10 protein-coding genes are annotated in these 13473 nt (G+C 40.2%); 7 read left to right on the plus strand and 3 right to left on the minus strand.

Annotated elements, in window-relative coordinates; genetic code table 11:
* Positions 1-12: 12 nt before the first annotated feature.
* The 7 genes from IEX65_RS03890 to IEX65_RS03920 all read left to right on the plus strand — a co-directional run bounded on the left by IEX65_RS03890 (position 13) and on the right by IEX65_RS03920 (position 9500).
* A complete protein-coding gene (locus IEX65_RS03890; RefSeq protein WP_188764697.1) occupies positions 13-1353 on the plus strand; it encodes a dihydroorotase in 1341 nt (446 codons plus the stop codon).
* Positions 1354-1492: 139 nt separating this feature from the next.
* Complete coding sequence (locus tag IEX65_RS03895) at positions 1493-2410, plus strand: sugar phosphate isomerase/epimerase family protein (RefSeq protein ID WP_188764698.1); 918 nt, start codon at positions 1493-1495, stop codon at positions 2408-2410.
* 208 nt (positions 2411-2618) lie between these two features.
* Positions 2619-4004 (plus strand): glycoside hydrolase family 88 protein, encoded by a 1386-nt coding sequence (locus IEX65_RS03900; RefSeq protein WP_188764699.1) that lies wholly within the window; start codon positions 2619-2621, stop codon positions 4002-4004.
* A gap of 76 nt (positions 4005-4080) precedes the next feature.
* The gene (locus tag IEX65_RS03905) at positions 4081-5532 is read left to right on the plus strand and encodes an oxidoreductase (protein WP_188764700.1); all 1452 of its coding nucleotides are present in this window, start codon (positions 4081-4083) and stop codon (positions 5530-5532) included.
* Positions 5529-6299 (plus strand): 3-ketoacyl-ACP reductase, encoded by a 771-nt coding sequence (locus IEX65_RS03910; protein ID WP_188764701.1) that lies wholly within the window; start codon positions 5529-5531, stop codon positions 6297-6299. The genes IEX65_RS03905 and IEX65_RS03910 overlap by 4 nt, the downstream gene beginning before the upstream one ends.
* A 70-nt stretch (positions 6300-6369) precedes the next feature.
* On the plus strand, positions 6370-8085 hold the full coding sequence (locus tag IEX65_RS03915; RefSeq protein ID WP_188764702.1) for a PQQ-dependent sugar dehydrogenase: 1716 nt from the start codon (positions 6370-6372) through the stop codon (positions 8083-8085).
* Between the two features lie 116 nt (positions 8086-8201).
* A complete protein-coding gene (locus IEX65_RS03920) occupies positions 8202-9500 on the plus strand; it encodes a Gfo/Idh/MocA family protein (RefSeq protein WP_188764703.1) in 1299 nt (432 codons plus the stop codon).
* Between the two features lie 102 nt (positions 9501-9602).
* On the opposite strand, the gene hemE is transcribed toward IEX65_RS03920, so the two are convergent.
* From hemE to rocD, 3 genes are all read right to left on the minus strand, one after another.
* Positions 9603-10628 (minus strand): uroporphyrinogen decarboxylase, encoded by a 1026-nt coding sequence (hemE, locus tag IEX65_RS03925; RefSeq protein ID WP_188764704.1) that lies wholly within the window; start codon positions 10626-10628, stop codon positions 9603-9605.
* Between the two features lie 168 nt (positions 10629-10796).
* On the minus strand, positions 10797-12008 hold the full coding sequence (locus IEX65_RS03930) for an OmpA family protein (RefSeq protein WP_188764705.1): 1212 nt from the start codon (positions 12006-12008) through the stop codon (positions 10797-10799).
* Between the two features lie 142 nt (positions 12009-12150).
* Positions 12151-13386, minus strand: coding sequence for an ornithine--oxo-acid transaminase (gene rocD / locus IEX65_RS03935; protein ID WP_308424942.1), 1236 nt, complete (start codon positions 13384-13386; stop codon positions 12151-12153).
* Positions 13387-13473: the final 87 nt, after the last annotated feature.

Raw genomic sequence — 13473 nt, forward strand, 5'->3', positions numbered from 1 at the left:
GAATATCTTTCCATGTCACAAACCATACTAATACTAAATGCCCTCGTAGTTAACGAAGGAAAAATTACGCCCGCTGATGTTTTTATCAAAGATGGCTTCATTGAGCAAATCGGCAACAACCTTTCTCACCTCAAAACCAAAAAGGTAATTGATGCCACTGGTAAATATCTTTTACCTGGTGTGATAGACGACCAAGTGCATTTTCGTGAGCCTGGCCTAACGCACAAGGCAACAATTGCTACCGAAGCTCGTGCGGCTGTAGCTGGAGGAACAACAAGTTTCATGGAAATGCCCAACACAGTGCCAAATGCACTTACCCAAGCACTTTTGGAGGATAAATATCAAATAGCGGCTCAATCATCTATAGCCAATTATTCATTTTTCATGGGAGCATCGAATGATAATTATGATGAAGCCATGAAAACTGACATCAAGAATGTTTGTGGTTTGAAAATTTTTATGGGAAGCTCAACTGGAAATATGTTGGTCGATGATAAGAGTGTTCTGACACAAATATTCTCAAATTTTCCTTCATTAATTGCTACGCACTGCGAAGATGAAGCCACCGTGAAAGCCAATTTGGCAAAATATAAAGAGCAATATGGCGAAAACTTACCGCATGACATTCATGCGATAATCCGCAACGAAGAAGCATGTTATAAATCATCGGCAATGGCGGTCGAATTAGCAAAAAAACACGGTACAAGATTGCATATTCTACATATTTCTACGGCTGATGAGATTCCATTATTTAATAATTCCCCTTTAGGGGTTAGGGGTAAAAATATTACTTCGGAGGTTTGTGTGCATCATCTTTGGTTTGATGCTGATGATTATAAAACTTTGGGAAATCAAATCAAATGTAACCCTGCTATCAAACACGGACACCGTGAAAAATTGCTTCAAGCATTGCTCGACGACCATTTTGATGTAGTTGCAACCGACCACGCACCGCATACTTGGGAAGAAAAACAACAATCATATTGGCAAGCTCCTTCGGGACTTCCTTTAGTGCAGCATTCGCTCAATGTGATGTTGGAGTTTCATAAACAAGGTAAGATTTCGCTCGAAAAGATTGCTCAGAAAATGGCTCATTCGGTAGCCGATTGCTTTGAAATCGACCGCCGAGGATATATCCGTGAAGGCTATTGGGCTGATTTAGTTTTGGTTGATTTAAGCGAAAAAACGCTCGTCACGAAAGATAGTCTTTATGCCAAATGTGGTTGGTCTCCATTTGAAGGAACTGAGTTTGGCTCAAAGGTTACCCACACAATTGTTTCGGGAAATGTAGCCTTTGCTAATGGCAAATTCGATGAAATTAATAAAGGTCAGCGATTAGCATTTAACCGATAATTCATTCTTATTTTCTACATAAAAGAATCCCTCTACAATGTTTTTGTAGGGGGATTTTTGTTTTTAGCAGCTCATGAAATAATTAAAATTTTAATAAAATTAGTACCATTTATTTTCGATTATTTTACTAATTTTAAACATGAACAGACGAAATTTCATCGCAACAACCCTAACTGGTACTATTTTAGCAAAAACTGATTTTCTTTTTGCCAAACCTCTTACCAACCCTTCAATCAGTGTTTTTTCAAAGACACTTCACTGGATTGAAGACTACCAAACTTTGGCCAATACCATTGCAGAAATGGGCTTCGATGGCATTGACCTAACGGTGCGTCCTGACGGTCATGTGCTACCCGAAAAAGTTGAAGCTGACTTACTCAAATTTGTTCAAGCCGCTAAAAAAGCCAACATTAAAATTCCGATGATGACCACCAGTATCTTGCAAGCTGATGCCTTATCGGAACGAGTTTTGAAGACTGCCAGTGGCTTAGGCGTTGAACATTATCGCATGGGCTGGTATCACCTTGATATGCAAAAAGACATCATGCAACAGGTCGAGACTTTTGGTCAGCAAATGAAAGGATTAGATGTTTTGAACAAGAAATTTAAAATTTCGGGCGAGTACCAAAATCATGGTGGACAAAACCTCGGAGCAGCCGTTTGGGATTTATTCCCTATTTTCAAAAGCATCAATTCGCCACTCACGGGCTGTCAGTACGACGTCAATCATGCTACTGCCGAAAGCGGGGCTAACTGGGAAACTGGTTTTAGGTTAATTGCCCCGTACATCAAATCTTTAGCCATCAAAGACTTCAAATATATTTTGCAGGATGGCAAGCTCAAAAAAGTTGGTTGTCCGTTGGGCGAAGGAATTGTCGATTGGAAAAAATTCTTGGCATTAGTGAAGCAATACAACATTAATGTACCAATAACAATGCACTTTGAATATGATTTAGGCGGAGCCGAAAACGGCCTAAGAACAATAAAAATGGACAAAAAAGAGATTATTTCGGCCATGAAAAGAGATTTAGCATTGCTAAAAACATGGCTTGTATAAAATATCCCGTAGGGATTAAATATCGGTAGGTAAATCTAAAGCAAATTCATAAGCATGCCGTAGGTATGCAACATAAATTTATGTAGGTTTCATACCTACGGCATGAGGTTATTTACCCAAATCTATCTTTTCTACCGATATTGAATCCCTACGGGATAGTAGCACGCATTACATGAAAAATTTAGGTTAAAAAAATATTCAATCACAAATGATTAAAATTGATTACAACCTTCAACCCACCGATTTAAGCTCAAAACTAAAAAGATTTTGGGAGCTTTCTGGACAAAAAATCCAATCAATTGAGCAAAATTACGATGTTTCAAAGGGTTCGCCAGTTTTTACACGAAAAGGCGAATACACTACTCGTGGTTGGACAGAATGGACACAAGGCTTTCAGTTTGGCTCAGCAATTTTGCAATTCGATGCCACTGGCGAACAAGATTTCCTTGAAATTGGAAGAAAAAATACGCTCAACGTAATGGCTCCGCACGTGAGCCACATAGGTGTACACGACCACGGCTTCAATAACGTAAGCACCTACGGCAATTTGCTACGTTTGATGCGTGAGGGAAAAATTGCTTTCAACGAATGGGAGAAAAATTTCTATGAATTGGCTCTTAAAATTTCGGGTGCAGTGCAAGCAAGTCGTTGGACACCAATAAAAAACGGTGGCTATATTCATTCTTTCAATGGAGCTCATTCTCTTTTTGTTGACACCATTCGTTCGTGCCGTGCTTTGGTGGTTAGTCATCGTTTAGGTCATGTTTTTCAAGGCGAAGGTGATGTAAAAATCAATATGCTTGACCGTGCATTGCAGCATATCAAAGCCACTGCCGATTATTCGGTTTTTTATGGTGAAGGTCGAGATTCTTATGATATTTGGGGCCGAACGGCTCACGAAAGCGTTTTCAATGTAAAAGATGGAAATTTCCGTTGTCCAAACTCGCAACAAGGCTACACGGGTTTCTCAACTTGGACTCGTGGACTGGCTTGGGCGATGTGTGGTTTTCCCGAAGAATTGGAGTTTCTTGAAACCCTCGAAGATACCGAACTCGAAGCCTTTGGTGGCCGAGCAAGCATCGAAAAATACATGCTGAAAGCGGCTCAAGCAACTTGCGATTTTTATATCGAACATACACCAATCGACGGCATTCCCTACTGGGATACTGGAGCTCCAAACTTACATAAATTGGGCGATTATCTCAGCGAAAAAGCCAATCCTTACAATGATTTTGAACCTGTTGATGCTTCGGCGGCAGCTATTGGTTCGCAAGGTTTGTTACGTCTGGGCAGATATTTAATGAGAAAAGGCGATACCGAAACTGGCAGAAAATACTGGCAAGCGGGGCTAACAGTGCTTAATTCGCTTTTAGAAGAACCTTATTTGAGTACAAACGACAATCATCAAGGTTTGCTCCTTCACTCAATTTATCACCAACCAAATGGCTGGGATTATGTTCCCGAAGGCAGCAAAATTGCAAACGGAGAATCAAGCATGTGGGGCGATTATCATTTCCGAGAAGTCGCTCTCTATGTGCAGAAACTCATCAATCAAGAGCCTTATTATGCTTTTTATAATTGTTTAGAAAAATAACCGACCGATTAGATTTTGGCAATGACGCAATGTTCATTTTCAATTATCCATTCTCAATTATTCATTAATTAGACAAATGGCAGAAAAATTTAAACCAAAATATACCAGAGTAGCTCAACTCAAAACCGCTCAAGATTTAAGAAATTATCTTTCGACAAGTAATGTTACTCTTGATTTTGATGATGAATTAATCACAGGCGAAGCATCACCTTTCAAAAAGAGTATTACCCTAAAATCGGGCAAAAAAATTGGTAATGCACTCTCAATTTTACCAATGGAAGGCTGGGACGGCACAGCCGATGGCCGACCAAGTGAATTTACCAAACGCCGTTGGGAAAACTTTGCCATCAGCGGTGCAAAACTCTTGTGGGGTTGCGAAGCAGTAGCTGTTACACATGAAGGGCGAGCAAATCCTCGTCAACTGGTGATGAATGAAGCTAATTTTTCGGAATATGAGAACCTTTACAAGCTTGTGATTGACAAACACACCGAAAAATTTGGCTCGACGGATGATTTATTGGTTGGACTACAACTCACTCACTCGGGGCGTTTCTGCAAGCCAAATGATAATACCAAGTTTGAATCTAAGATTTTATACAATCACCCAAAACTCGACAAGAAATTTCATCTAAGCGAAAATCATCCTTTGATGACCGATGATGAAATTGATACTTTGGTGGAAGATTTCGTAAAAGCTGCCGTTTTGACTCAAAAAGCAGGTTTTCATTTTGTCGATATCAAGCATTGCCACGGTTATTTAGGTCATGAATTTTTGAGTGCCTACGACCGTGAAGGCAAATACGGTGGAAGTTTCGAAAATCGTACTCGTTTTTTAAGAAACATCGTTGAAGGCATCAAAAAAGCGGCCCCAGGTTTAGAAATGGGCATCCGTCTGAGTGCCATTGATTTTGTGCCGTTTAAAAAAAGTGTAACTGGAGAAGGTGAACCCGATTTAACTCCAAATCAAGCTTACAAATATGCCTTTGGTTGTGATGATTCTGGAATAAACATTGATTTAGAAGAACCAAAAGCATTTTTAGAATTGGCTCAAAGTCTGGGCATTCAGTTGATTTGTGTTACGGTTTCGAGTCCGTATTACAATCCTCATGTTACACGTCCTGCCCTCTTTCCGCCCTCAGATGGTTATCAGCCACCCGAAGAGCCTTTGGAAGGTGTGGCTCGTATGATTGATGTGGCCGAAGGACTAAAAAAAGCATTTCCAGAAATGGTTATTGTGGGTTCGGGCTATTCTTATTTACAAGAATGGTTACCAAATGTTGCCCATAATGTATTGAGAAATGGCAAAGCGGACTTTGTAGGCTTCGGTCGTATGGTGCTTTCGTACCCAACCATGCCAGATGATATGCTAAACGACCGTCCAACGCAACGCAAATTGCTGTGTCGTACTTTCTCTGATTGCACAACTGCTCCACGCAATGGTTTATATTCAGGTTGTTTTCCTCTCGACCCAATTTATAAAAACCATCCGCACGCCGAACTACTCAAAACTATCAAAGACGGAATATGAAAAGAGTAGCGTTCGTAACAGGCGGAAGTCGTGGAATAGGCTTAGGAATTGCCCAACACTTAGCACAAAATGGCTTTAATTTGGCTATCAATGGGGTTAGAGATGAGCAATCGGTAGAAGAAGTTTTGGAGTTTTTACGAATTCTCGGAGCAGAAGTAATTTATTGTCAAGGCGATATTGCTTCAAAGGAAGCACGTACCCAAATGCTTGACAAAATCAAAGCTCATTTCGGAAGATTAGATGTTTTGGTCAATAATGCGGGCGTTGCTCCTAAAGAACGTAATGATATTTTAGCAGCCACCGAAGAAAGTTTCGATTATGTAATTTCGACTAACTTAAAAGGAACTTACTTTTTAACCCAAGCCGCCGCCAATTGGATGATTGAGCAGAAGAATAATGACCCAGATTTTTTGGCATCAATCATAACTGTATCTTCTATTTCGGCCACAGTTGCCTCGGTCAATCGGGGAGAATATTGCGTATCGAAAGCAGGTTTGGGTATGATGACTCAGCTTTTTGCAGCTCGTCTGGGTGAATTTAATATTCCTGTTTATGAAGTAAGACCAGGTGTAATAAAAACCGACATGACCGAAGGCGTAACGGCCAAATATGATAAACTCATTGCCGATGGACTCACGGTTCAAAACCGTTGGGGGTTTCCCGATGATATTGGCAAAGCAGTTGCAGCAATAGCTAAAGGAGCTTTCCCTTATTCAACAGGGCAGGTTTTTATGATTGATGGTGGTCTGACAATTGCGAGGCTTTGAAAAAATAACCCACGGTCAGCAGTCGATAGTTATTTATAGAAATACCGTTTTTCGATTAAATATTTACCTAATGAAACGAACTATCATCTACATATTATCTCTTCTTTTCTTTGCAAATATGAACGTTTTTGCAAGGAAAGAAGCATTTTTTCAACCGATAGACTCACTTTCTATAGGCAAAGGTCAAATATTATTTACTCAAAATTGTACCAGTTGTCATCAAATTAAAACAGATGGTATTGGGCCGAAATTATCGGGCATTACGAGTATCACTTCTCCGGCTTGGGTGAAGAAATTTATCAAAAATTCGCAAGATGTAATTGCTGCGGGCGATGAACGAGCCACCCAAGCTTTTCTGAAATACAAAAAGGCTATTATGCCTTCATACAGCCATTTGCAGGAAACAGAACTCAATGCGATTGTTGATTATTTAGCTACGACAAAGCCCATCAAAAATAACTTCAAGAAAGACTATGGCGAAGGGCTCAAAAATCCAATTCCTGAACCAATCGAAGTTTCAAATCTTGTCATTGATGTAAAGCAGTTTACGCAATTTCCTGTATCAAGTGAAGGTGGGAAATATCCGCTCACCCGTATTACAAAATTGGCTCCTCAGCCAATTACAGGACAAATTTTTGTAAATGATTTACGAGGAAAACTGTATAAAATGGAAGGTAGTACGCCAGTAGTTTACATGGATTTTGCCCAATTAATGCCAAATTTCATTCACCAACCAGGTTTGGCTTCTGGTTTGGGAAGTTTTGCATTTCATCCAGATTTCTTGAATAACGGCTTACTTTATACCACTCACAGCGAAAAAACAGGCTCAGCAAAAGCTGATTTTGCTTATTCTGATTCGATAAAAGTTGCTTTACAATGGGTGCTTACCGAATGGAAAATTGAAAATCCTGCGTCGGGAGTCTTCTCGGGAAAACCTCGTGAAATGATGCGAATAAATGTTGTTTCGGTCATTCATGGTGTGCAAGAAATTAGCTTTAATCCAATGGCAAAAAAAGGCGATACCGATTACGGCCTTTTGTATATAGGAATTGGCGATGGTGGAGCCGCCGAAAATGGTTACGCTTTCTTGACAAACAAAGAAGAAAGAATCTGGGGCAAAATCTTACGAATCGACCCAGCGGGCAGAAATAGTAAAAATGGCAAATATGGTATTCCTGCCACAAATCCTTATGTAAAATCGACTAATAAAAAGACTCTGAAAGAAATTTTTGCGAGTGGTTTCCGAAACCCACACCGAATCATGTGGACGAGCAAAGGCGATATGCTTGCTGCAAACATTGGTCATGCCAATATCGAATCTTTATACAAAATCGAAGCAGGGCGAAACTACGGCTGGCCGATTCGAGAAGGCAAATTTGTGATTCATACCGACGGTGATATGAATAAAGTTTATCCACTACCAGCTAATGATAAAACCTATAACATAACTTATCCAGTAGCTACTTTCGACCACGATGAAGCCAAAGCCATTACGGGTGGCTACGAATATATAGGCAGCTTAATACCAGCATTAAAAGGAAAATATTTATTCGGAGATATTCCAACAGGAAGATTGTTTTATTTAGATGTAGCCGACCTCAAACAAGGGCAAACAGCACAAATAAAAGAATGGAAACTCACGCTCAATGGCAAGCCCGAAACCCTCAGAAATTTGTGTGGCAATGATAGAATTGACTTGCATTTTGGCATTGATGCCCAAGGCGAAATGTATATCATGACTAAAGCCGATGGAAGAGTTTATCAGATTATTGGAGCAAAAGAGTAGCACAAGTTTCCAACTTGTGATGATGTAAATATTGTAAAGTCGCATTCTCAGTTATAGCACAAGTTAGAAACATGTGCTACCATAATCTCTATTCAACCTTAACTATTCAGCAAACAATGAAAAAATTTACTCGCCGAGATATTCTCAAGGCAACAGTTCCGAGTTCACTTGCCATGATGGCTATTCCGACTATCATTCCTTCCACTGCTTTCGGTGCAAACGACCGAATGCGAGTAGCAGTTATTGGTATTAATGGCCGTGGGAAAGACCATATAAAAGGGTTTATGGCACAAGATAATGTAGAAGTTGCCACTCTCTGCGATGTAGATAACGTTGTGCTGAAAGCTGGTGCAAAGGCTTTTGAAGAAAAATATAGCAGAAAAGTAAATACTGAAGGCGATTTACGCAAGGTTTACGAAGATAAAAGCATCGATGCCGTGAGTATTGCCACACCCAACCATTGGCACGCTTTAGCGGCTATTTGGGCGTGTCAGGCGGGTAAGGATGTATATGTAGAGAAACCTGCTTGCCATAATGTATTTGAAGGCCGAAAACTGGTTGAAGCAGCCACCAAATACAATCGAATCGTGCAAAATGGTGTGCAGTTGCGTAGTTCGGTGGCCATTCAAGAAGCCATCAAACATTTGCGAGATGGACTTATCGGAAAAGTTTATATGGCTCGTGGAACGGTCTATAAGTGGCGTCCAGATATTGGTGATTTGGGAAAATCGCCCGTTCCTGAAGGCCTCAATTGGGATTTGTGGCAAGGCCCAGCCCAAGCACGAGAATTTAGCAAAAATTATGTGCATTATAACTGGCACTGGTTCTGGGAATATGGCAATGGCGATGTAGGAAATCAAGGTATCCACGAAACCGACCTTTGTATGTGGGGTTTAGATGTGGGTTTGCCCGAAACCATTACGGCTGCGGGTGGAAAATATCTCTGGAACGACTGCAAAGAAACACCCGAAGTTTTAAGCACGACTTACAACTACCCAAAGCAAGGAAAAGTGATTCAGATGGAAGTGCGTCCGTGGATGACAAACAAAGAAGATGGCGTTGAGGTGGGCAACATTTTTTATGGTGATAAAGGCTATATGGTTATCAATGGCTATAACGATTATAAAACTTTTCTTGGAAAAGAACGCACGCCTGGCCCTGCTCGCAATGCAGGTGGCGACCACTACAAAAACTTCATTGATGCTGTACGAGCAAAAGATAAATCTCTGCTTAATGGCCCGATTGAAACAGGACATTTAGCGGCAAGTATCGCTCACTTGGGCAATATTTCTTACCGTTTGGGCAGAACATTGCACTTCGACCCAAGTAAAGAAACTTTCATCGGAGATAAAGAAGCAAACGCCATGCTCACTCGTAAGTATCGAGCTCCTTATGTTGTACCTGATAAGGTTTGATTGGTCATGTAATTCATGTAAAAAGGCTAACAAAATCAATTTTGTTAGCCTTTTTTATATTTTTTTCTACAATAACAGACAAGTTGGAAACTTGTCCTAACTTTATATCGTATAATTTTTCACTGTTTCGATAAAACATTTTACTTTCTCAGGGTCGGTATCAGGATATACACCGTGACCAAGATTCGCAATATATTTTTGTCCACCGAAGTTTTTAATCATCTTTTTAGTGTGTTTTTCAATTTCTTTAAAAGAGCTATACAAAACACACGGGTCGAGATTTCCTTGTAAAGTTTTGTGCGGAATCATTCGGCGAGACTCTGTAATGTCCATGTTCCAGTCCAGACCCACTACATCACAATTCAGTTTCGACATTTCTTTTCTCGCAAAAAATGCACCCTTAGCAAATACTGTTACTGGTACTTCGTTGATGGCATCACAAATTTGGGCAATGTAAGGCAACGAAAATTTACGATATTGGTCAGGCGAGAGAATACCTGCCCACGAATCAAAAATCTGTACTAAATCTGCTCCATGTTTGGCTTGAGCTTTTAAGTAAGCGATTGTAGTATCAGTAATTTTTTGTAGCAACGCATGAGCTAATTCTGGCTCAGAATAAAGCATTTTCTTGGCTATCGAAAAGGTTTTTGAGCCTTTTCCTTCAACCATATAACAAAAAATAGTAAACGGAGCTCCCGCAAAACCCAATAATGGCACACGCCCGTTTAGTTCTTTCTTTACAATATCAATCGCTTTCAATACATAAGCCAACTCATTTTCGGGATTAGCTATCCTTAAAGCATCAATATCTTTTTTATTTTGAATAACCTTCGGAAAAACCGGGCCTTTAGATTCCACCATTTCGTAAGGTAAACCCATGGCTTCTGGCACAACTAAAATATCCGAAAATATGATTGCAGCGTCAGTTCCCAAAATATCTACTGGCTGAATTGTTACTTCGGCAGCCATTTCGGGAGTTGTGGCCAATTTTATAAAACTTCCTGCTTTTTCTCTTACAGCACGGTACTCAGGCAAGATACGTCCAGCTTGACGCATCATCCAGACAGGTACTCGCTCAACACGCTCGCCCTTGGCGGCACGTAATATTAAATCATTTTGTAATTTCATTCTACAAAGATACGCTTCCGCCTATTTTATTGCTATAATTAGTTACGGAATTTTAGTCAAAATGGTTTTGGCACGCATCAAAATGATATAAATTGTAACAAAAAAAGAGGCTACTTACGTGAAGTAGCCTCGGCGGTATGTGTTTTGTTGTTTTGGGGTAATCGGGAATTACTTTTGGGTAACTCTTACAGCAATACGTCGGTTTTGGGCTCTGCCTTCTTCAGTGTCATTTGATGCTACTGGGAATTGTGAACCATAGCCTTCTGGCGACAAACGTTTGGCATCAATGCCCATCGCTACGAGAGCATTTACTACACTGGTCGCACGGTCGGCCGAAAGTTTTTGGTTAGCCGCTTCTTTGCCTACATTATCAGTATATCCGCCAATTTTTAAATCAATCGGATATGCTTTCAAAATTTCGGCAATGTTACGTACTTCTTGCATAGATGTCGAGTCAATCACAGCACTTCCTGTCTCGAATCTGAGGTCACGGAAATTAAACCATGTAGTTTTATCAACTGGTTTAGATTTATCTTCAATAAAGCTAATCAATTCATTTTCAATACTTTTCTCGCCAAAATTCAACTCAACTCCTGTCGAAAGCGTTTTCTTCAATGAACTTACAACTTGTGTTGCGGCACTATCAACCGTCGCAACCGTTTCGGTCGTTGTTTGTGCTACTGTTGCTTCTTCGGTATTACGGCAACTGTTCCAATAATATAAAGCACCCAATAATAAACCACCCAAAAGCAACCAAGGCAGCCATGAATTTGGCTTTTTATTATCATCTGCTGCTTCAAAGGTGTTGGTTACTGTTGCTTTCGGATTTCCTAAGAAATCGCCCAAAGCACCAACATTCAAGATGCTTCCAATGCCAGCAGGTAAAGCTGTTTTTACGGCATCTTTTTGGCTCATCAATAAACTTGCTAAACCCGATGTACTGATACCCTGTGAGGTAACTTGTTTACCCAGCACATTCATCAAAATTGGAGCAGCTAAACCTAAAAGCGATGAAGCCGAGCCTGATTTAATTCCGGATACATTAGCAATAAGGCTACTTAATGCACCGAGTTTATCACCAAATATATTTCCTAAAAGACCACTACCGAGCGATGCAAGAGTTGAAGTACTTTTTACGTCGTCTAATAAACCTCCCAGATTGCTTAATACGCTACCATCGTACCCACCAGTACGAATCGTATTTAATAAATCAGATGCTCCTTGAGTTGTTGAGGCTTTTTGCATAACACCACCCAAGATAGCTGGCAAAGCACTTGTGAGTGCCGAGTTTGTATTTTCTGTTGATTCACCAAGAAAGCTACTAATCTTTGAAACGATAGTAGAAGTAAGCTGTTCTTTAACTAAACCTAATAAGTCCATTTTGAATATAATTGTTTAAAATTTCGTGGTACTATCATTCAGACTCTATTAAGTAAAAAAGTAACAAAGTGTAGAAAAAATATTTTTTTGCATAAAAAAAGCCCCATAATTGGAGCTTTTTTTGAAATATATCTTAGAAGTATTAGAAACTTTTTACAACATCGGAAATAATCTCAACACAATCCCACATCTGAGATTCGGTCATGACTAATGGCGGAGCCAAGCGAATCTTATTGCCGTGCGTTGGTTTGGCCAAAAGTCCATTATCTTTAAATTTCATACAAATATCCCAAGCCAAATCAGAATCTTCGTGCGAATCTACCACAATTGCATTCAGCAACCCACGCCCACGCACTTGCGTAACGATGTTCGTTTCATTCACCAATTTCTGCATTTCGGCACGGAAAATTTTACCCAAATAATCGGCATTATCGGCCAAATTCTCATCTTTTACCACTTGTAGAGCCTCCATTGCTACTGCACAAGCCAAAGGATTTCCGCCGTAAGTTGAGCCGTGTTCGCCAGGCTTAATCGTAAGCATCACTTCATCATCAGCCAAAACTGCCGATACAGGCAATACACCACCCGAAAGAGCTTTTCCGAGAATAACCACATCAGGCCTAACACCTACATGATTGATAGCCAGCAATTTACCCGTGCGAGCGATACCTGTCTGAATTTCATCGGCAATAAAAAGCACATTACTGGCTTTGCACAAACGATATGCTTCTCTTAAATATTCGTCATCTGGCACAACTACACCCGCTTCGCCCTGAATTGGCTCAAAAATAAATCCAGCCACATAAGGGTCGCTCATGAGTGCTTCTTCGAGTGCTTCGATATTATTATACGGAACTGTCTCGAAACCAGTCATGTATGGCCCAAATTCTTTACGGGCAGTTGGGTCAGTCGATGCCGAAATTACCGATAAAGTGCGTCCGTGAAAATTTCCTCCTGCAAAAATTATTTTGGCTTTACTTTCTGGAATCCCTTTTACTTGATAGCCCCATTTGCGGCAGAGTTTTAGAGCCGTTTCTACTGCTTCAACGCCCGTATTCATCGGCAAAACTCTATCATAACCAAAATAATTGGTGATATATTCTTCATAACGTCCCAACATTGAGCTGTAAAACGCTCGTGAAGTAAGCGTTAGTTTCTGCGATTGCTCAATGAGTGCATTGATGATTCGAGGATGGCAATGCCCTTGATTAACAGCCGAATAGGCCGAAAGGAAATCATAATATCTTTTGCCTTCGACATCCCAAACATACACGCCCTCTCCACGGTCAAGGACGGCCGAAATTGGGTGATAGTTATGAGCTCCGTAGCGTTCTTCTAATTCGATTAGTTGTTCGCTGAGTGAAATATCTGTTAGCATAATTTTCTATGGTTTATTCAGAAATAATACTCAAATATGTTAGATTGACTTAATATATTTTCACTTTAAGCATTATTTACTTTATTT

Source organism: Emticicia aquatilis, from assembly GCF_014644295.1.
Lineage (GTDB): Bacteria > Bacteroidota > Bacteroidia > Cytophagales > Spirosomataceae > Emticicia > Emticicia aquatilis.